General features: G+C 63.4%; 17 protein-coding genes and 1 pseudogene. 9 read left to right on the forward strand and 9 right to left on the reverse strand.

The annotated features are described in order from the left end of the window. The first annotated feature begins 74 nt into the window (after positions 1-74). A complete protein-coding gene (locus tag WMN78_RS00085) occupies positions 75-1,637 on the forward strand; it encodes an IclR family transcriptional regulator (protein WP_340531291.1) in 1,563 nt (520 codons plus the stop codon). Positions 1,638-1,804: 167 nt separating this feature from the next. Here the strand turns inward: WMN78_RS00085 and WMN78_RS00090 are convergent, their stop codons facing one another. Continuing rightward, positions 1,805-2,167, reverse strand: a complete 363-nt coding sequence (locus tag WMN78_RS00090) for a hypothetical protein (protein WP_340531292.1) — start codon at positions 2,165-2,167, stop codon at positions 1,805-1,807. A gap of 874 nt (positions 2,168-3,041) precedes the next feature. Here WMN78_RS00090 and WMN78_RS00095 point away from each other — a divergent pair. Beyond that, on the forward strand, positions 3,042-3,557 hold the full coding sequence (locus WMN78_RS00095) for an SDR family oxidoreductase (RefSeq protein ID WP_340531293.1): 516 nt from the start codon (positions 3,042-3,044) through the stop codon (positions 3,555-3,557). Positions 3,558-3,625: 68 nt separating this feature from the next. After that, a pseudogene (locus tag WMN78_RS00100) lies at positions 3,626-4,286 on the forward strand (aldo/keto reductase). Positions 4,287-4,543: 257 nt separating this feature from the next. On the opposite strand, the gene WMN78_RS00105 reads toward WMN78_RS00100, so the two are convergent. The 7 genes from WMN78_RS00105 to WMN78_RS00135 form a co-directional block, all read right to left on the reverse strand. Beyond that, positions 4,544-5,689 (reverse strand): alpha/beta hydrolase, encoded by a 1,146-nt coding sequence (locus WMN78_RS00105; RefSeq protein ID WP_340531295.1) that lies wholly within the window; start codon positions 5,687-5,689, stop codon positions 4,544-4,546. Positions 5,690-5,874: 185 nt separating this feature from the next. After that, the gene (locus WMN78_RS00110; RefSeq protein WP_340531297.1) at positions 5,875-7,014 is read right to left on the reverse strand and encodes a PQQ-dependent sugar dehydrogenase; all 1,140 of its coding nucleotides are present in this window, start codon (positions 7,012-7,014) and stop codon (positions 5,875-5,877) included. Between the two features lie 56 nt (positions 7,015-7,070). Further along, a complete protein-coding gene (locus WMN78_RS00115) occupies positions 7,071-8,345 on the reverse strand; it encodes an MFS transporter (protein WP_340531300.1) in 1,275 nt (424 codons plus the stop codon). Between the two features lie 48 nt (positions 8,346-8,393). After that, positions 8,394-8,933 (reverse strand): cyclophilin-like fold protein, encoded by a 540-nt coding sequence (locus tag WMN78_RS00120; RefSeq protein WP_340531302.1) that lies wholly within the window; start codon positions 8,931-8,933, stop codon positions 8,394-8,396. Positions 8,934-9,035: 102 nt separating this feature from the next. Beyond that, positions 9,036-9,797 (reverse strand): glucose 1-dehydrogenase, encoded by a 762-nt coding sequence (locus WMN78_RS00125; RefSeq protein ID WP_340531304.1) that lies wholly within the window; start codon positions 9,795-9,797, stop codon positions 9,036-9,038. A gap of 64 nt (positions 9,798-9,861) precedes the next feature. Further along, a complete protein-coding gene (locus tag WMN78_RS00130; protein ID WP_340531305.1) occupies positions 9,862-10,500 on the reverse strand; it encodes an SDR family NAD(P)-dependent oxidoreductase in 639 nt (212 codons plus the stop codon). Position 10,501: 1 nt separating this feature from the next. Further along, positions 10,502-11,398 carry a helix-turn-helix transcriptional regulator gene (locus WMN78_RS00135; protein WP_340531306.1) on the reverse strand — a complete coding sequence of 299 codons (897 nt, stop codon included), beginning with the start codon at positions 11,396-11,398 and terminating at the stop codon, positions 10,502-10,504. Between the two features lie 475 nt (positions 11,399-11,873). Between WMN78_RS00135 and WMN78_RS00140 the strand changes: the two genes are divergently transcribed. Both WMN78_RS00140 and WMN78_RS00145 read left to right on the forward strand, forming a co-directional pair. Then, complete coding sequence (locus WMN78_RS00140) at positions 11,874-12,602, forward strand: DUF6152 family protein (RefSeq protein ID WP_340531307.1); 729 nt, start codon at positions 11,874-11,876, stop codon at positions 12,600-12,602. A gap of 10 nt (positions 12,603-12,612) precedes the next feature. Then, positions 12,613-13,095, forward strand: coding sequence for a hypothetical protein (locus WMN78_RS00145; RefSeq protein WP_340531309.1), 483 nt, complete (start codon positions 12,613-12,615; stop codon positions 13,093-13,095). A gap of 159 nt (positions 13,096-13,254) precedes the next feature. On the opposite strand, the gene WMN78_RS00150 is transcribed toward WMN78_RS00145, so the two are convergent. Then, complete coding sequence (locus WMN78_RS00150) at positions 13,255-13,569, reverse strand: aldo/keto reductase (RefSeq protein ID WP_425341089.1); 315 nt, start codon at positions 13,567-13,569, stop codon at positions 13,255-13,257. Between the two features lie 479 nt (positions 13,570-14,048). On the opposite strand from WMN78_RS00150, the gene WMN78_RS00155 reads away from it, so the two are divergent. The 4 genes from WMN78_RS00155 (at position 14,049) to WMN78_RS00170 (ending at position 18,484) form a co-directional block, all read left to right on the forward strand. Beyond that, positions 14,049-14,741, forward strand: a complete 693-nt coding sequence (locus WMN78_RS00155; RefSeq protein ID WP_340531311.1) for a histidine phosphatase family protein — start codon at positions 14,049-14,051, stop codon at positions 14,739-14,741. Positions 14,742-14,765: 24 nt separating this feature from the next. Beyond that, the gene (locus WMN78_RS00160; protein WP_340531314.1) at positions 14,766-15,320 is read left to right on the forward strand and encodes a DUF3090 domain-containing protein; all 555 of its coding nucleotides are present in this window, start codon (positions 14,766-14,768) and stop codon (positions 15,318-15,320) included. Further along, complete coding sequence (locus tag WMN78_RS00165) at positions 15,320-16,087, forward strand: SCO1664 family protein (RefSeq protein ID WP_340531316.1); 768 nt, start codon at positions 15,320-15,322, stop codon at positions 16,085-16,087. Before WMN78_RS00160 ends, WMN78_RS00165 begins: the two co-directional genes overlap by 1 nt. A 1,383-nt stretch (positions 16,088-17,470) precedes the next feature. Further along, positions 17,471-18,484 (forward strand): DUF808 domain-containing protein, encoded by a 1,014-nt coding sequence (locus WMN78_RS00170; RefSeq protein WP_340531318.1) that lies wholly within the window; start codon positions 17,471-17,473, stop codon positions 18,482-18,484. The last annotated feature ends 1,588 nt before the right edge of the window (positions 18,485-20,072 follow it).

Genomic DNA, 20,072 nt, shown 5'->3' on the forward strand with positions numbered 1-20,072 from the left:
GAAAGGCGACATCCTGCCCGGTCCCTCGATTAAGGTCGCTTGGCGCGAGGCAGTTCGATTCGAGGGGTGCAACCATGACGCAGACAGCCAAGCTCATTCAGCTGGTGCTCAAGGCTACACAAGTGGTTGATGAAGCGTCCGCCCTCGGCCCCTCGACTCCGGCGGACCTGGCGAAAGCTGTTGACGAACCGCGGCCGTCCGTCTACCGGATCATCAGCTCGCTGGAACACTCGGGGATTCTCCGCCGCTCCCCGGGCGGGCTCGTTGAATTGGGCGTTGGGATCTTGCGGTATGCGGAGGCGGCAACCGACGCCCTCCTCGATCATGAAACCCTCAATACCGTGCTCGAGGGCATCCAGTCCGAGCTTGGTCTAACGGCGGCATTCTGGATACCGCGCAACGGCACCGCCGTCTGCTTGGAGCAGGTCGACTCCACGGAAGTCGATCTCCACGAGCTTTCATCCGGGCGGATCCTTCCACTCCATGCCGGCGCCGCATCCCATGTGCTGCTGGCATGGCAATCCCCCGAAGTACTCGACGAGCTCCTTGCCCAAGCCCCCTATACGCAATGGGCGTCAAGGACGCCCGTTGACGCCGAGACACTCCGCCAACTGGTCGCCGACACTAAACGCGAGGGCTGGCGAATGGAATCCAATGAGGTTGTTGACGGGATCGCGGCCTTGGGATTTCCCGTATTCAACGCGGACGGCAGCATCTTCGGTGCGCTGACAGCAGCGGGTCTGGTCGACCAAGTCGTCAACCAGCAGGAAGGAGCAAAAACCGTTCTCGCGGCTGCCGCGCAGGCCCTGACCGATCTCATGGCGGAATTCAAGCCGGTCCCGACCGCCCATGAGTTCAATGCCCCCGCATCGAACGATTCGGTATTGGCCAAGGCCAGCTCCCTCATGGATGCGCTGGCTGTCGAACGCGTCTCAACCTCCGCGAGACTCGCCGACCTCATAGGCGAACCCATCAGCTCCGTCTACCGCATGTTGGGAACCCTTGTTGAGACCGGTTGGGTAGAACAGCTTGGCCACCGCGGTTCCTATCGAATCGGTAGTAAGATGATCTCCCTCGCGGGGAATCTGTTGAACCAACTGGATTTGCGGCGGGCTGCGCTCCCCGTGCTTCGCGAAATCCACGATGCAACCGGGGAAACGGTATTCCTTTGCATCAGGAGCGGTACCCGTGCTGTATGCATCGAGCGGATAGACGGTAAGCGAGTGAACAGTCGCCGCCTGGCCCTTGGAAGCTCGTTGCCCCTGCATCTCGGCGCCGCACCCCGCGCTTTGTTGGCTTTCGACACCCCCAAGTCATGGGAAGACTACGCTGCCGTCGTGGGCCAGAGCTCGGACTTCAGTCTCGGCGCGCGTTCCCGAGCAGAATTCTATGGAAAGCTCAAAGAAATCCGCGATGCCGGCTTCGCCCTGAGCGACGACGAAGTAACCATGGGGATGGCCGCCGTCGCTGCCCCAATTTTTGATCACCGCGGCCATGTGATGGCGTCCCTATCGGTCAGCGGCCTACGAGACGGCATCCTCCATCAGCCGGATTCCTCACCCAGCATCATCGACTTGGCCTGCGATGGGGCACGACGGCTTTCAACCTATTTCGGTGCCCCAGAATCATGCATCTAGCGGTCCGCCCCGCCCTACGCCCTGGAAAAAGCGAAACTGCCCCGGCTTTGGTGATATTCGCCGAGGTCCTAAGCTGACCACCGCGCTAGCCACACCACCTCCCTTCACGGAGCGGCTGGCCGGGGCCGGGCAGCGCCTGCCGCGAAGAGAACGGTGACGGATTCATCTCAGACCTCGCCTCTCATCTGTGCGAGGTATCCGACGCAGATCCCGCCGCCGAGCAGGGTGAAGACTCCAAGGCCCATGAGCAGCCCCGCACCCAACCGGGATGTGCGTGGCCGGACCGCCAGCACAATCGCCACCACCAGATAGACGGCGATTGGTATGAACGCTCCAGGCCCGGCGAGGAAGGTCTTGTACCCTTCATCCGGAGCGATACCCCTTGTCGTCCCAAAATAAAGGGCATAAAGGGCAGGAGCCCCCAACAGGATTCCTAGCATCACGAGGCCGAGCCCTGGTTTAGAGGGCTGCTCCTCTTCTCGGGGCGGTGGCAGTGGGCTCCAGGCTTCTTCGGGGTTGTCATCGCTCATGCCACTCTTCTTTCCAACTTTGGGCGGAGTGGTTTCCCGAAGACCCGCAGCATCCGCCAGAGCCGCAGGGGGAGAATCATCAGGAGGAACCATTGGGGTCGGTTCATCCCCAGCCAGAGCACCTCGTTGCCGCGCACGAATTCGACGCCGAACCGAAATGCGGTCCCCGCGCAGAATCGCTATCGCCAGATAGCCGGCGATTGGAACGAAGGCGGAAGGCCCCCGTCAGGAAACGCATGTGCAATTCCGCCCGCCAGTGGTGCCCGATATTCACCGTGCACAACAGAGCCCGGATCATGACCACTCCTCTCCGAGAATGTGTCGCCCAGCCCGATTCCAATAATGTTCCTGAAACCTCTGCTTGGATCCAGGGACGGGCGTGGACGGCGGATGTCATGGCAGAACGTGATGGCAGGCGCATGGCCTGGGAGGTTCAAGTTGTCACGCCAGGACGCCGGGGAGCTCAGGCGCCAACAAGAGCGCTTTGCCGCTGACGGCGTTAAAGCATGCACGGGCCCTGGGCCCTTCGGTGGAGGGGGATGGCAAATCAGTGCGTTAGGTAATCTCCGCGCGTGCTGGTGCCGGCTGAGCGGTCACTACCTGGGTATTCGGATCGTGCTCTATTGCCGGCCTTCCGGCCACGATCGCTGTGGCGCGCGCCCATGGCCGATCTTCAAGCAGGAAGGGAATTTCTTGTTCTTCCCACTCCCTGTGCAGGTCTACTTCTTCCTGGCCATCGCGTGCCAGGAGACGACGTCGGGCTTCAAGGTTGTCGCACTGCACCCAGATTGAAGCGTCGATGAGGTCCGAGAGCGCTCGGCGTGATGATCCGCTCCCTTCCACCCACACCACGGAACGCGCCGCGGGTAGAGCTATGGCACCTGGACGTTTTCGGGAAGAATTCGGCCGGGTCATCGCTCAAGGTGGTTCCGGCGTCGTTATTTCCAGCATGGCCGGCCACATGGGCGAGGGTTATCCGCGCGAGATCGAACACGCGCTGGCCTTCACCCCCACCGAGGAACTGCTGGACCTGCCGTTCCTCGCTGCCGACAAGGTGGACGATTCAGGCGCTGCCTACACATTGGCCAAACGCGGCAATGCCCTGCGCGTCCAGGCAGCAGCCACCACCTGGGGCGCGCGCGGTGCCCGCATCAACTCCCTGAGCCCGGGCATCATTTCCACGCCCCTGGCCCAGGACGACATGTCAGGCCCGTTCGCCGAAGGCTACCGGAACATGATCCGCACTTCAGCGGCCGGCCGCATGGGCACTCCGGCGGAAGTGGCAGCCATCGCCGGGTACCTCCTCGGACCCGAAGGTGCTTTCATCACCGGCTCAGACCTCCTCATCGACGGCGGCGTCATCGCAGCAATGCGCGCCGGCCAACTCTGACAACAACGACCAATACGAAGGAGAAACCCGCTGTGGTTGAACTCATCACCCTGAATAACGGCGTCGCCATGCCCCCGGTCGGGCTCGGCGTCTACCAAACCCCTCCCGAAGAGACCGTCGCCGCCGTAGAGGCCGCCATCGAAGTTGGGTACCGCCACATTGATACGGCCGCGGCTTACGGCAACGAACGCGAGGTCGGGGAGGGCCTTCGCCGCTCCGGCATCCCCCGTGAAGATGTCTTCTTGGAGCACGGTCCGGTCGATCGGTGTCAGCAACTTCAACCCGATCCGGCTCGAGGCGCTCCTGGGCGAAACAGACGTCATGCCGGCGGTGAACCAGATTGAGCTGCACCCATACAACACCCGGCCTGACCTCCAAGCCGCCAACCAGTCCCACGGCATCATCACGCAGGCATGGTCACCCATCGGCGGGATCCGGCACTACAGGGGTGACGCCACCACACCTCTGACCGATTCGACGATTCGGGCCATCGCAGACAGTTACGGCAAGACGACAGCGCAGGTCATGATGCGCTGGCACATCCAGCAGGGCCGCTCCGCCATCCCCAAGTCGGTGCGCCGGGACCGGATCGCGGAGAACTTCAACGTGTTCGACTTCGAGCTCACCGCAGGCAAGCTGGCCCGCATCGACGCCCTCCACATCGGGGACACCATGGATCCCGACCAGATCGACTTCAACAGCTTCGGCCTCACCATCCCCGAAGCCTGAAAGGCACGAAGGACCAATTCACGCATCTCGACGCCAGCGGTAGCCCCTACGCAATCGTGCGGCCCGGCTGGTTCGACTACAACGACACGAAGCAATCCAGATCACCATCCCCAAACTGGACGGATATGCGACTGCCGGTCGTGCAAGAATCGCGGCATGGGATGAGGATGAGCGGCAGACGAGATACCGTATTTGAGACTGGACAAATGGTGAGGGAGGCCCGCGGACCAGGGACTGCCGCGGGCTCCCCTGCCTTCCTAGAGCTTTGTCCGGAAGAAGTCCGTGAGCTTGTCGAAGGGGATGAGGCCTACGCGGTCGTAGAGGTCGACGTGGCCGGCACCGGGGACCCAGAAGAGTTCCTTCGGCCCGGTGGCGAGCCGGTAGGCCTCTTCGCTGAACTCCCTCGAATGCGCCCGGTCACCGGCGATGAACAGCAGCGGCCGCGGCGAGACCAGCTCCAGGTCGGAGAACGGGTGGAAGTTCATGAACTTGGTGTTGGTGGCCAGCGTGGGATGGGTAGTGGTGTTCGGGTGGTATCCGCGTGCCGTGCGGTAGAAGTCGTAGAATTCCCGGTCCACCGCGCTCGATTCCGCGGTGAGCTCTTCCGGGGTGCCGCCGGTGTACTGGATCTTTCCGCCGGCGAACTCGACGTCCCGCTGCCCGGCCGCCTGCGCGATCATCGCCTTGCGCTGTTCCAGGGTCACGGATTTCCGGAGCCCGTCACGGTTAGCGGCGCCCATGTCGTACATGCTCACCGTGGCGATTGCCTTGATCCTCGGATCGATCTTTGCCGCGCTGAGAACAAAGCTGCCGCTGCCACAGATCCCGATCGCCCCGACGCGTTCCTTGTCAACGAACGGCTGGGACCGCAGATAGTCCACGGCGGCGCTGAAATCTTCGGCATAGATGTCAGGTGAGACCGCGTTCCCCGGCTTCCCTGCGCTCTCTCCCCAGAACGAGAGGTCGAAGGAAAGGGCGACATATCCCTGCTCCGCCATTTTAGTGGCGTAAAGGTTGGCGCTCTGTTCCTTCACGGCGCCCATGGGATGCCCCACCACCAACGCCGGGTTCGTGGTCCTGCGGTCCAGGTTATTGGGGACGAACAGGTTGCCGACGACCTTCATCTCGTATTGGTTCTTGAACGAGATCTTCCGGACCGTGACCCGGTCGCTGGTGTAAAAGTTGTCTGCGCCGTTCGAGGTGTCCCCCGGCTCCAGATCCTTCCGCGAAGCGGCAGGGGCCGCGAACGCCTGGTCGGCTCCAGCCAGGCCCGCCGCACCGGACAGCCCGATGACCGCCGCACCAGCGCCAGTCAGCTTGATCAGGTTGCGGCGTGATACGCCCTCCTCAGCCCGGGTTTCCCGAGTGCCCGTGCTGTTGCTTCCGTCGATATTCGTGCTCATGTGTTGTCTTCCTCTTGATGGGTCGCTTACGGATTCTGATGGACTTCTTCGTCATTTCGAGCACACCACAGCTCAACTGTCAGAGGGAGTCTCTGTTGAGGGTGGTACTGCGAGGGCCCCCGTGAAGGACCGCTCAGCTCACAAAATGCACACGCCGTTTTCGCCCGGTGGCACATTCGCCTGGATTACTGCCGGGTCGGCTCCACGCTGAGGATGCGGTCGTCCTCGGGACCGGGTGTACCTCTGCCGTCGGTGTTGTTCGTGACGAACCAGAGCTTTCCGTCCGGGGACTTGGTGACGTCACGGATGCGGCCGTACTCGCGGGTGTAGTAGGTGGTCGAGGTGGACGGGTTGTCGGCCGGAACGGCCCGGAGGACCTGCCCACGCAAGTTGGCGATGAACAGGGTCCCGTCGATGTGGGTCATACCGCTGGGACTGGCGGCAGCGGGTTCCCACTGCTGTACGGGGTCGGTGAAGCCCTCGGCATTGGCGATCCCTTCCGCGGCTGGCCAACCATAGTTGGCGCCCGGGGTGATGATGTTCAGCTCGTCCCACGTGTTTTGCCCGAACTCGGTGGCGAACATGGTGCCATCGTCCGCCCATGCCAAGCCTTGGGGGTTGCGGTGCCCGTAACTGTAGACGAGGGAGCCAGGGAAGGGGTTGTCATCGGGGGCGTCTCCGTCCGGGGTCATTCTCAGGATCTTGCCATTCAGGGAATCAAGGTTCTGGGAACTGTCGCGCCGTCCCGCGTCGCCAATCGCGACGTAGAGCATGCCATCGGGCCCAAAGGCGATCCGGCCGCCGTCGTGATAACTGGCGGAGGCAATCCCGTCGAGGAGCGTTTCGGGCTGTCCCAGCGCCAAGGACCCTGGTTCTCCGGTGACGTCGAAGCGCTGGAGCCTGTTTCCGTCCGTCCCGGTCGAGTACACGTACAGGCGGCCTTGCCTGTCCACGGCCAGGCCCAACAGCCCGCCTTCCCCGGTGCCCGCCACGCCGGGGATATCTCCAACGGTGCGCGAGGTCCCGTCGGGGCTGAGTTCCAGGATCCGCCCGTTGTCCCGCTCGCTGACCAACGGGGTGCCGTTGCGGAACACCACGGACCAAGGAGCCTCCAGGCCGGTGGCTACGGCCTGGGGCGTGCCCGTCGGGGTGGCATTCCCGGCGGACGGCGTCGCCCCTGCTGAGGGCGGGGCCGTGGACGGAACCGTCGTCGTCACCGGCGGTGGGGATGCCGCCGGCGGCGTAGTGGTGCAGGACGCCAGCAGCAGGCTGGCCCCGAGGGTAGCGGTCAGCAGGGCCGACCGGCGCATGGGGACGGTGTTCATGAGTCTCTCCTCGGAGCTTCAGGGACGAGTGCGCGACGGCGGGTGCCGCCGTCTGGCTACGCGGGGAATGCTGTGCGGCGTCCGGCAACAGCCAGTAAGAGCGCGACGGCGGCAAGCCCCACCAGGGCAACGGGCAGGACCAGCCCGTCGAAGCTGCTGATCACCATCGCACCCGCCACGCCCGCAGCGAAGATGGCGAGGTTGAATGCGACGCCGAGCATTGAGTTGGCCACGTCGGCGTTTTCGCCGCTGGCGGCACTGATGGCCGTTTGCAGCTGCGCTGCCGCGCCGCCGAAAGCGATACCCCACAGGATGATGGCTGCAAGGACTGCCACTGTTGACGCCTGGCCAACGATAAAGATCACTCCGGCCACGGTGAAGCTCCCGAGGCTGAGCAGGACCAGGCGCCGAACGCCCTTATCGATCACCGCAGCGGTCAACGCGATCCCGGCGATGGCGGCCGCACCAAACGTCAACAGTGCGACGTCGACCGGGATATCCAGGCTTGCCGCGCGGAGATACGAGTCAATGTAGGTGTACATGATGTTGTGCCCAAGCATCCAGCTGACGATGACGCCGAGGATGACCGCGACGCCCGGGACGCCGAAGAGGCGGACCAGCGGCACACGTGTCGCGGCCCGTTGGCCGGGAGCATCCGGGACCAGGAAGGCCGCCAGCAGCAAGGTGACTACCGTGAGGATCGAAAGTACGCCGAATGACCAACGCCAGTCGAACGTCGTGCCGAGCCATGCACCGAAGGGCGTTCCCACTGCCAGGCCCACGGGGGTTCCAAGGGACGCGACGGATAAGGCACGCCCGGCATGTTCAGGGGCCGTGATACGCCGGGCGTAGCCAGCCAGCATTCCCCACAGCAGGCCGGAGAATGCACCGGCCAGGAGGCGCGCTCCCAGGGAGAGGACGATGTCAGTTGAGAAGGCTGCCATGAGGTTCGCTGCCAGGAAACCGAGGATCCCGACAATAAAAACGGGCTTCCTTCGCAGGCCCCGTGTCATGGCGATTGCGGGCATTGCCGCAATGACTGTTCCCAGGGCGTAGGCACTGACAAACTGTCCCGCGGTCCCCTCGGTGACGTCCAGACCCGAGGCAATCTGCGGCAGCAGGCCGGCGGGCATGGTCTCGGTGGCAATCAGGAGGAATCCCATCAGGGCCATGACCAGCAGGGCGGCCCACGGAAAACGCCCGGCCGGGGCGGAAGGATCGCGCTCCGGTGCCGCAGCCTTCGGATCCTCATAGGTGCCGAGGTCTTCATGGGGCAGGCTGTCGATGGGCGCTTGGCCGAGGTCATCCTGGAGGTCTGCTCGAGTCAACATGGTTCCGTTCATTGGTGGAGAAATCTTGGTGTTGCTGCGTTGTCAGGCTCAGGTCGCGGGAGCCAGGGTGGCTGTGAAATCGTCCCTCCGGTCCCGGATCGCGGCGAGGTCATCGAACGATCCGATCCGCACAATTCCGCGGGAGTACCCGACGCTCTCGTAATAGAGGACGAGGGCCTGGTCTGGCGCGTAGTAGCCGATGGCCAGTGGATCAGCGCTGTCGCCGGCGGGCACGCCGTCGAGCGAAAGTGGCTCCGGCAGGTCAGCTATTTTCTCCTGCCTGCCGTAGTCCCTGAAGGAGAGCGTCAAGGGAAGCTGCTCGATCAGGGAGCGTGCAGTTGCGTTGCTGGACAGGGTACCTGTCACGGTCTTGCCGTCGATGTCGATGGTGATCGGAGTGCTTTCTGCCGCTGTAGCGGCGGACGATCCTTGCGACGGCTGGGACGACCCGGCCGCCGTCGAAGATGTTTCCGGCGGGGAGGACGGCGACGCAGCGCCGGAGTCAGTGTCATTTGAAGGAGTGCTGCACCCGGCGAGGGGCAATGCCAGCACGATCATCGCAGCCAACGTCGGTATCTTCAGGCGCATGGAAGGTGGTTCCCTTCAATCAGAAAAGGTTTGTCCATTCCAGCAAAGCAGCTGGCAAGGCCGCGTGGGAGCCCCTGTTGTTGGGGGTACTGGGAGGGACCCTTAGGCCGTATAGCCGCCGTCAACCGGAAGTGCGACGCCGGTGACATAGCTGGCGGCATCACTGCAGAGCCACAGGACGGCTGCGGCTACTTCCTCGGGCATTCCGAGCCTGCCCAGCGGGATGGACGAAATCGCGGTTTCGGGATCCAGCTCTCCCCCAGCGGTCATCCTGGCAACCATCGGCGTTTCAATCGTCCCGGGACATACAGCGTTGACCCGTACTCCGAGCGGCGCGTACTGCAGCGCGACGCTCTTGGACTGTCCGATCACGCCGTGCTTGGTCGCGTGGTAGGTGGCCCGGCCGTTGCCTCCAACGAGCCCTCCGAGCGACGAACAGTTCACTATGGCGCCGGATCCCTGCTTCCGCATCTGCACCAACTCGTGCTTCATCGACGCCCACACGCCGCGCAGGTTGACCGCGACGATCCTGTCGAACGCTTCGGCCGTCTCCTCTGCAGAGTCCACCGGCGGAAGCATGATCCCCGCGTTGTTGAACGCCATGTCGAGCCTTCCGAATGCCTCCACCGTACGGGCGACGGCCTTTTGCACCACTGCTTCGTCGGAGACATCACATGCAATGGCGAGCGCACGGTGCCCTGCGGCATTGAGTTCAGCCGCGAACCGCTCGGCAGGGCCGCCGTCGAGATCGACAATCGCGACGGCGGCACCGGCCTCGGCGAACGCCCGCGCCGTTGCTGCGCCCATCCCCGCACTCCCGCCCGTGACGAAGGCGACCTTGCCGTTGAAGTCATAGCTGACCATGGTGATTGTCCTTTCATTTCCTTGTGCAGACGCTGCCCAACCCTGCGGTTGAGCCTCGTGAAACTCAGTCGAGTGGTGTCACGAAAGTACGGAAGCCCGTTCCCCCGCCGTAGATCCGCCAGAGCGTTTCGGACAGGGCGGCCGGTTCGTGCGCAGGGTCGCCTCCGCCGATGCCCAACGGGATAATGAGCTGCGCTACGTGGATACCTTCCGGCGCCAGGTCGTCATGGAGCATCTGGGCGTACGCGGATTCTGCGGCGAAGGCGGCGGAAGTGCCGGCGTAGTTGTGGTTGGGCCGGACGGCGCTGGAGCCATTGATAAACAGGGCGGTTCCGCGCCCCAGGGCACGCATGCCGGGAAGTACCGCGTTCATGGCAGCGGCAGCGCCGAGCGCGGAGAATTCAAGCGCCGAGCGCAGCTCTTCGGACGTTGTTTCAAGAACGGGCCGGAGATAGTTCTTGGACGGCACGGGGCTGTACTGGAGGATTTCGATAGGCCCCAGTTCGTCGGCGGCCTGGGCAAGGGCGGTTTTAAGCGATTCGTGGTCACGGACGTCCGTGGCGTACCCGCGGGCGGCGATCCCGGCGCTGGCCAGTTCAGCGGCGAGTGCGTCAACGTGTTCCTGCGTTCGGGACAGGAGGGCAACGTTGAAGCCTTCGTGGAGGTACGTGGGCGTTGTGCGCCCGGTGATCCGGGCTGGCACGTCAGCTTTCTGTCCGGGTCCGCCCAGGTTCAGCCTGGAAGGCATTCCCATACTCGCTGGCTGCCCACGAGGCGAGCAGCTGCATGCGCTCAGCCGACGGCGACCCGGGCTCTGCTGTGTAGATCGTGAGCGTCAGCCCCGGCTCGGCGGCCATCTCCAACCCCTCGAACGCCAGGGTCATCTCGCCCACTATGGGGTGGTTGAAGGTCTTGAACCCAGTGCCGTGATGGCGGACGTTGTGCTCACCCCAAAGCTTGCTGAACTGCTCGCTGCGGGTACCCAGCTCACCAATGAGGTCATGGAGCTCTTTGTTGCGCGGATCCCGGCCGGCCTCCGTCCGCAGGATCGAAACGGTCACCTCCGCGAAGGCATCCCAGTCCGGGTAGAACTCGTAGGCACGTTCATCCAGAAACGTAAACCGCGCGATGTTCGGTGGCTGGCCGGGCATGTCATAGCAGTCCTTATAGAAGGCCCGCATCAACGGGTTGCCGGCCAGCAGGTCCATCCGGCCGTTACGAACGAACGCGGGCCCGGCCGTGACCGCATCAAGGGCCCACTGCAGGCTCTGGTGCGGCACATAGGACTTCGAGCTCCGCCGCCGTGGCGGCCGCGCGGCCGGGCTGGCCGCTTGGGCAAGGTCGAACAGGTGCGCCCGCTCGGCGTCGTCCAGGCGCAAAGCCCTGGCGATGCTCTCCAGCACCTGGCCAGAGGCGCCGCTGATCACCCCTCGCTCGAGCCGCGTGTAATACTCAACGCTCAGACCGGCAAGGGTGGCAACCTCGCTACGGCGCAGACCCTTAACACGCCTGTTCGACCCCGCAGGCAAGCCAACTTCCTCCGGAGAAATCTGGGCACGCCGCGAGATCAGGAATTCGCGTACTTCCGCTTGGTTGTTCATGACGTCCACGCTAGGCCAACACTCGCGCCACAGGGAGTCCCTTCCAGGGCCTCTCATAGCGGGCACCCCAGCACGAGCTCAGGGGCGACCCTGCGGTCTCCTTCAGAAAATGCTGGCTTAAGGGGTACAGCCTGAAAACGGCTCGTCCGGAACCTGGATGACCTGGCCTACGGCCTCCCACGCAGAGGAGTCCTGATCGATTCCCTCAAGGAGAACCCTGGTCTTCACCGGTGAGGACTCCCCCGGGACCAACCTGATGCTCCCGGCATGGGGAGCGTTTGGTCGGCGATTCACGATCCGCACGTACAAGACGACCTGCCCGATGCCCGTGCCGAACCCACGGGCGTCACGCGGGTATGAGAGCCCGGCCCATTTCTCAAGGTGACCCTGTCAGTACCCTTCATGACAGGGTCTCCCTCGTCCCTGCGAGATGGGGTTTGCTGGAGCGGACCACTCTTGAAAGGACCGACTCGACATGCGCATCGGCACGATAACCGGAACACTGGCCCGCACCAGCGCCCATCCTCTCCAGCTGGCGAGTGCATCCTTAGTCTCGGCGACCATGCTTCTGGTGTTCTCCGCTGGTACCGCGCAGGCGCATCACGGTTTCGACGACTTCGACACCGCTCGCCCCTACTACATTGCGGGTACCGTCTCAGAAGTCCGGTGGGGCGAGCCACATTCCTATTTCACGGTGACCATCGAAGGCGACCTTCCAGCTGACACCCCTGAGCTGCCCCTGCCGGAGCAGCTTCAAGCTCCGGAGGACAGCGGCCCGATCAACCAGGCTCCGTCCTATAGCGGTTCCCATGAAGCACTGGAGGTCACCATCGCTCCGCCGAGCTTCACGGGCAGATGGGGTCTTGACCGCCCGCTCGTTGACGGTGAGAGGGTCGAAGCGGTCGGGTACATCGGCCGGAGCCACAACGACGAGTTTCGTCCGGTCGTTTTCTGGTTCGAGGACGGTCGTCCGGTCAACCAGGTGCTTGGTAGCCAACTGCCGGCGACGCCGCTGCCAGCCCCCTATCCCGACGCCGGCCCGGCTGCCGCGTCAGCCGCAGAGGAGCCCAACAACGCCAATTCGGACAGCTCGGATTCCGACAGCACATCGCCAATTGCCGTGTGGGCGGTTCTCGGCGGCACGTTGGTGGCCATTGTCGCGGGCGGCGCCATCTACCTGCGGGCACGCTCGCGCCGGGCATGAGGCGGTCGTCATGAACGGCGTCTTCTCCTGGCTGGAGGACAGCTGGTTCGCTGAGGCCATCCGTGGCACGGCCTATCTGTATCCAATGCTCGAAAGCGTCCACATCACCGGTATCGCCCTCCTCATCGGCCCGGCCGCAGCTTTTGATCTGCGGCTGCTTGGGCTGGGCCGGCAAGCGCTGCGGGTAACGACCGCGGCCAAGCATCTCCTTCCACTGTCACACCTCGGATTCATGATTGCTGCGAGCACCGGGGTGATGATGTTTCTGTCCAGCCCGTCCCTTATTGCCGACCGTGGCAGTGCTTTGTGGAAACTCAGCCTCATTGTGCTCGCCGGTGTGAATATCCTGATCTTTCACCGGCGCACCTACCGCTTCGTTGCCAACTGGGACATGGGTCGGTCGGCGCCCATCGCCGCCCGTGTGGCCGCTGTTGTCTCCCTCACGTCGTGGTCCGGCGTCACGGTCGCGGGCAGGCTCCTGGCCTACACCTGACGCCACAATAGAGAATATGCAACCGCCCCAGGTCAAGGGCCCCGCCCGCGCGAATCACCCGCACCAACCCGCGCGTCCGACGCCGGAAAATCAGCAGGCCGAGGACCTTCGGCGCGGTTGGTGCATCTTGTGAATCCGCGCCATCCGGTTGACGAAAGGCTAGCGTCCCACGAGTGCGAGGTGATGGGGGTTGTAACGGTCACCGGCGACGCCGAGGCGTCGCGCGAGGGAGTCAAGATCGTGAAGGTTGTCGGCTGACAGCGCCACCGTCGTCGAGGACGCGTTCTCTTCGATCCGCGGGGTCCGGCGGGTTCCGGGGATCGGGACGATCGACGGATTCTGGGCGAGCAGCCAGGCGAGGGCGATCTGCCCGGGCGTGGATTCTCTGCTGCGCGCAAGCTCAGCGATGAAGTCGACGAGAGCTTTGTTGGCGGCTCGGTTCTGTTGTTGGAACTTCCTCGTAGAGTGGTTCAACCACCGCCGTCTCCACGGCGAGATTGGCCCTATCCCGCCACCCGAATACGAGCAGCTCCACGCGGCCACCCCGCCCCGGGACTGCTCTCAATTTCCAACTAAAAACGTCTCCACAAAACCCGGGGCTTGACAAAGAATGCCATACCCTGGTTCTGGGCGCACAGCGCGGGGTAGGTGTGGTCCATCTCAACCAACGGCACACGACCCGCTCTGAGAGGGCGGGAACAACTGGATCCGACGCGGAGCGGGTACAGGACGTCCTCCATGCGGGGGTCGACTTTCGGCCGGGGGTTCTGGCGGTGCCGGTTCTTCCGGTTTTGCTGCGTCAGCCACGAGCTGGTCAATGCGTGCCGAGCCTGTCTCGGCGGCTTTGAGCGCGTCGGCGCGCTTGAAGGGTTCCGCCAGTGCTTTTATCTGCTTGTTCGACGCGCCACCCTGTAGGTTCATACCGCCCTCGAGCGGGTGGTTAGGCTGGGTGGATGGCGACAGTCATTCTCGTGCGGCACGGCCGCACCACAGCCAATGCCACTGGACTGCTGGCCGGTCGGGCCGTCGGCGTCAGCCTGGACCAGATCGGGCGCGACCAGGCGGCTCTGACCGGTGACCGGCTCGCGGCCGTGCCCTTAGTCGGGGTGGTGTCGAGCCCACTCGAACGTTGTCAGCAGACCGCCCAGCTCATCCTCGATCGCCAGGCTGGCTCGCCTGACGCGCCAGCCGATCCCGATCTCACCGAGTGCGATTACGGCCAGTGGCAGGGCCGCACGCTCAGTGATCTCGCGACCGAGGATTTGTGGTCGGTTGTGCAGTCGCAGCCGTCCGCCGTCGTCTTTCCCGGCGGTGAATCCATGGCCGCGATGCAGGCTCGGTCGGTAGCGGCAATCCGGCGACACGATGCAGCCTTCGAAGCCGAGTACGGGCCGGGAGCCGTGTGGGTGGCGGTGAGTCACGGTGACATCATCAAATCAATCCTCGCCGACGCGCTCGGCATGCACCTCGACCTGTTCCAGCGCATTAACGTGGGCCCCGCCTCCGTATCGATCGTGCGCTACGGCGCTAGTCGGCCGAGCGTCTACGCGACCAACACCGACGCGGGGGATCTGTCGTGGCTGTCGAACGGCATCCACTCTGGCGACGCGCCGGTGGGCGGCGGTGCAGGGCAAAAGGCGCCATGAACCTCATGTGCCTAAAATACAGACATGCCTACACGTGTTCACGAGTTTGCCTGGCCTGATCGGGTCGTCGTTGGGACCATTGGCCTTCCGGGGGCGCGCACGTTCTACCTGCAGGTGCGCGCAGGGACGCAGATGGTGAGTATTGCCCTGGAGAAGCAGCAGTCGGCTCTGCTCGCGGAGAAGATCGACGAAATTCTCGACCAGCTCATCACCGTCGAGGGCAACCCCTTCAGCGTTCCCACGAGTACTCCCATTGAACTTGTCGACAATGACCAGCTCGAAGCGGTCACGGAGCAGTTTCGCACCGGGGCCATGAGCTTAGGTTGGGACCCGACCACGGCGCAGGTCGTAATAGAGGCCTACCCCATCACCGATGTCGAGGCTGATGACAACGACGAATCGCTTGACGAGGACGGCGCTAACGAGTCCGAAATGCTGCTGGTGCGAATGCCGGTCGGCACCGCCCGCGCGTTCGCCAAGCGCACCCGTGAGATCGTGGGTGCCGGGCGTCCGACGTGCTCGCTCTGCGGTTACCCCATAGACGCCGACGGGCATATCTGCACCCTTCCCGAGGTCTGATGCCGGCGCTGGACCTAGTGACTGCCGAGCTGACGCTCACCGGCCGCATCACGACGGCATCGAACGCCACCTTCCTGGGCAGCATCGGCGACACCACGGTCGTTTATAAACCGATTGCCGGGGAGAAACCGCTGTGGGATTTTCCCGACGGCTTCCTTGCCCACCGGGAGGTCGCCGCCTACCTGGTTTCTGAGGTCCTCGGCTGGAACGTTGTGCCACGCACATGGCTGCGGGACGGTCCATTAGGTAAAGGAATGGTGCAGCTGTGGCAGGAGTCAGACCCCGACCAGAACGCAGTGGACCTCGTTGCGGCGGACGACGTACCGGAGACCGGGTGGAAACAAGTCCTTGAGGGTCAGGATGAGTACGGACGGATGGTCGCCCTCGTTCACGAGGACTCTCCGGCGCTCAGGCGCATGGCGGTGTTCGATGCGGTCGTGAACAACGCCGACCGCAAAGGCGACCACATTCTTGCCATGACGGACGGACACCGGCACGGCGTGGACCATGGGCTCACTTTTCACCGTGACCACAAGCTGCGGACAGTGCTGTGGGGGTGGCTGGGAGACGCTCTGACCGCCGAGGAACGCGACGGCATCGATCGTGTCACCGAAGGCCTGCACGGTGGGCTGGGCCGAAACCTGGCGGACTTGCTCAGCGCAGAAGAAATCGCATCGCTCGCCACGCGCTGCGCCCGGTTGCGCTTGGCAGGGCGGTTTCCGGCTCCGAGCGGTGAGATGTCGGCGGTGCCCTGGCCGCTGTTCTAAGGGAATTACGGCTACGGGCTTCGCAGGCTGTGTCACGTTGATGGCATGTCTCTTGAAGTAGCGACGAAGCTCATCATTCCTGAGCGCGAGCTGGGCTGGCGATTTTCCTAGGAGCCAAGCCCCGGCCGACAACACTCTGTTCCGAAGGTTTGGGCAAAGGGAGAGACATCAACTGTCACCGGGAATTCGCTGCCCAAACGCCAATAACAGCGCATATGAAACCCAGAACCCGGAGAAGCGCACCCGATGCGATACGCAGAGCACCGACCGACATATGGAGTTCCTAATGGCCAAGGGGTTCTTCGCAGCATCATGTACTCCGCGCCGAAGGCATCCATGAACGAATAGCAACGAAACAACCAACGACGCAGGAAAGAATCTCCACCCGATTGTCTTAGGTCACGTTGCCCCGACCAGTCACGTCCATGAACAGGTAACAAAAAACAAAACCGCCGACCAGGGAAGCAAGGAGGCCGCCGGCCACAGCAACGGCCACCAAGAAACAAGGCCCCGTAGGAGCCTCGCGTAAACCAGTTTGTGCACACTCAGAGCCTCACAAACCCCGGAACAGGGAAAACACGTGCCCGAGGTGGGACTCGAACTGCATTCCAATCCTTGCAAACACCGGGAAGCCCCGGCACATGCGGAATCCGAGCCAGTCCGGGAGCTGCAAAGCCCAGTCCGTGATCCAAAGTGAGGACATTGTCCACACTCCGATCGCCCGCCTGAGCACTCCGAACGCCAACCGCGCTCCCCGCTGAGGGAACGCGGATGTCTTTGCGCCGGCAAAAAGTGGGACGACGGAGTGTTCGCGCAGTCCCACGTTCTGGATTATGCCCCCTGCGACGGACGAAGCACCCAAATGACCGGTAGAAACCATCCAACAGTGAAGGCCTGATGTGGCTACACCTCCTTCACCCATCTCATGAGCCTTTGGCCATATACCCGCATGTCCACCAACCGGCCCCCCGCCGAGCAAGGAGCAACCACCCCATGACACTTTCCGTCCACGAAGTCGCCGCCTTCTTCCTCACCCAAAGTCCGGGGCACTTGAGCATGTCACTGATCCACCGGCTCGCGTACTTCGCCCAGGGCTGGCACCTCTTCTGGATCGGGACTCCCCTGTTCAACGAAGCGCTCCGTATCCGGGCGTCCGGCCCCGTCGTCCACCGGACAGGCGGCAGCAATCCTTGCGGTCGTCTTCGAGCCGTATGGGCACAAGCGGAATCCATCCGGGGGAGGTCACCCACAGGCACGCCCCCTTATCCGAGCCCTGGGGCGGAAAACCGCCGAGGAACGCTCATATAATCTGAGCATGCCCTTAACGCGCCCCACCCAAGACCTTCACGTCCAGCATGCCCACGAGCAGTGCGGGAGCGACCTGTGAGCGGCGGTCTTGTCGCCCTGCTGGACGACATCGCAGCCATAGCCCGCATAGCCGCCGCATCCGTGGACGACGTCGCTGCCGGCGCTGCCAAAGCGGGGGCAAAGGCTGCCGGCGTGGTGATTGACGACGCCGCCGTCACCCCGCAGTACGTGTCCGGCGCGGACCCCTCCCGCGAACTGCCGATGATCAAGAAGATCTTCTGGGGTTCGCTTCGGAACAAGCTACTGATCATCCTGCCGGCGCTGCTGGCCGTCAGCGCATTCGTTCCGGGCGCCGTCCCGTTCATCCTCATGCTGGGCGGCACCTACCTCTGCTACGAGGGTGCCGAGAAGGTCTGGCACAAGCTCCGCGGCCACCACTCCGCTGAAGAAGATACGCCGGCGGTCGAGCGGGGACCTGCGGCGGAAGCCACGGTCATCAAGGGCGCCATCACCACCGACTTCATCCTGTCCTGCGAAATCATGGTCATCTCCATGAACGAGGTGGCCGCCGAGTCCCTGTGGGTCCGGGCGCTCATCCTGGTCGTCGTGGCTCTTGTGATCACGGTTGCCGTGTATGGGGCCGTCGCACTCATCGTCAAGATGGACGACGTGGGCCTGCACCTGGCAGCCAAGGATGCCGCCGGGTCCCGACGCGTCGGCGAACTGCTCGTCAAGGGAATGCCTTCGGTGCTTGCTGCGATCACCCTCGTTGGAACAATCGCCATGCTCTGGGTTGGCGGGCACATCATGCTGCAGGGAGCCCACGACCTCGGCTGGCACGCGCCCTACGACCTGGTCCATGTCCTCGAGCACCCCTTCGTCGGGATCGCAGTGGTGGGCGGCTTCCTGGCCTGGCTCGTGAACACTCTGTGCTCCGCCGTCCTCGGAATCGCCTGGGGCCTGGTCGTCATGGCAGTTGTAGGCCCACTGCTGAAGGTGCTGCCTTTCGGCAAAGAGAAGAGCGGGCACGAAGGGGACGACGTTGCGGGGCATCGTCCAGTGAAACGCGGCGCCGATTCCGCCTCGTAGCGCCGCCGGAAGGGGCGGGGTGAATGTGTCTTGAATCCGCACACATGAGCTCCATCAGTCACTCCCTTGGAAGGCACACTCGTGGCTCACGCCCAACTCACCCTCAAAACTGTCGGTGGCCACTCTCTCAGGTCAGCATCGAAGGCCTGCTCTAGCTGACCGTCCTCGCCGACGGCTCTGTCCAGATCGACCTGGCAGGCAAGCATGTCGAGGTGGAGCGGAACGGTGTGCAGTATGTGGTCCGTCACGAGGTCAGCCCGACGCTGAAAGCGGCCTTCCTGCATAACGGTTGGCACCGCCAAGTAGTGAAAGAGGAGAGGGACGCCACATGCACCACGCCCTCCAGCGGTAGATACGGGAACACAGCTGCGGACCCGTATCCGTGGTTGACGGCGATGCACCGATTTGTCGGTAGCATTCACGCCAGAGCACCGAATCAAACAACAGGCAGAGGGCCGAGAAGTAACAGAAGTGCCCGTTCCAACCCACAAGTACTCAGGTATCCCTCTAACGCCGAACGTTGCTGATCTCGCCAGGAACCTTATGCGAAGTCCGATGTTGCGCCGATCAGAGCTCATAGAAGCGGTCCAGGAGTACCACAGCGCCAACGGAGGTCTGCCAGGCAGCGCAGACCTCAAAGCGACCGCCAAGAAGGCGCTCTCCACTCTGACCGTGCCGAGGACCTGCACGACGGACTCATCACGGCGTTCAAACCGCTGCCGCCTGCGCTGCGAACCTCGCTGACCTGGGACCAGGGAAGTGAGATGACCAAGCACGCCGGATTTACCGCAGCCACCGGGATTCCGGCAGAAAATGCTCGCTCTCGCGGTGCCGGTCGAAGTCTTCGGCGTCCTGTTAGGACTCCAAAATCACAATCTGCGTCGGGTCCTCGACGCCGCGATTAAAACTCATAGCTGACGTTGCCAGGTTCCCGGCGGGTAGCGACGGCCATGTCCGCAGGCAGATCAAGGACCCCCTCGGCCATTCCCGGCCTAATGCCGCACGAAGCGACTACGTGGAACAAAAGACACTCTCCTTTGAGCGGTACACGGACAGGGACAAGGACTTTCGGTCCACTATTCCCAATGTATGAGGACCGGATCATTCTTTGTAGACGCAGTTTCGCAAGATTCAGTTCTCACAGGCAGAACGTAGTGGTCTCGACGCCAGCCATACGGTGCTCCCCACACCGACAGGCTTTGCCGTCAGGGAATCCCGGGCCTCAGGCAGAGCCGATCACGTCCGCCCTGGGCGCCTGCGCTGCGGCAGTCCCGTCTCTCGTGGACCTGTCTCACTGGGAAGTCCCGGGAACATGCGGAATCCGGCCCGATCCGACCTCTGTACGACCCTGTCCGTTGCTCAAAGTGTGGACATTGTCCACACGCCCAAATCGACCTTCAAGAGCACTCCAAATAAGAACCGCGCCCCCTGTTGTCCTTCGTAGTGCGCCTTTCGCGTCCTACCCTGATGCCGTGGAGACACGGCTCTTGGACCAAGTTGTTGGAACCGACTACGGACAGTTCGACCTCGTCTGGACTCAGGACGGCGGTTTCGACGGGGACTTCGATCGTGTCTTTGCCGGTCAGGT

Origin of the sequence: Arthrobacter oryzae, from assembly GCF_037911235.1 — a bacterium.
GTDB classification, from domain to species: Bacteria; Actinomycetota; Actinomycetes; order Actinomycetales; family Micrococcaceae; genus Arthrobacter; species Arthrobacter oryzae_E.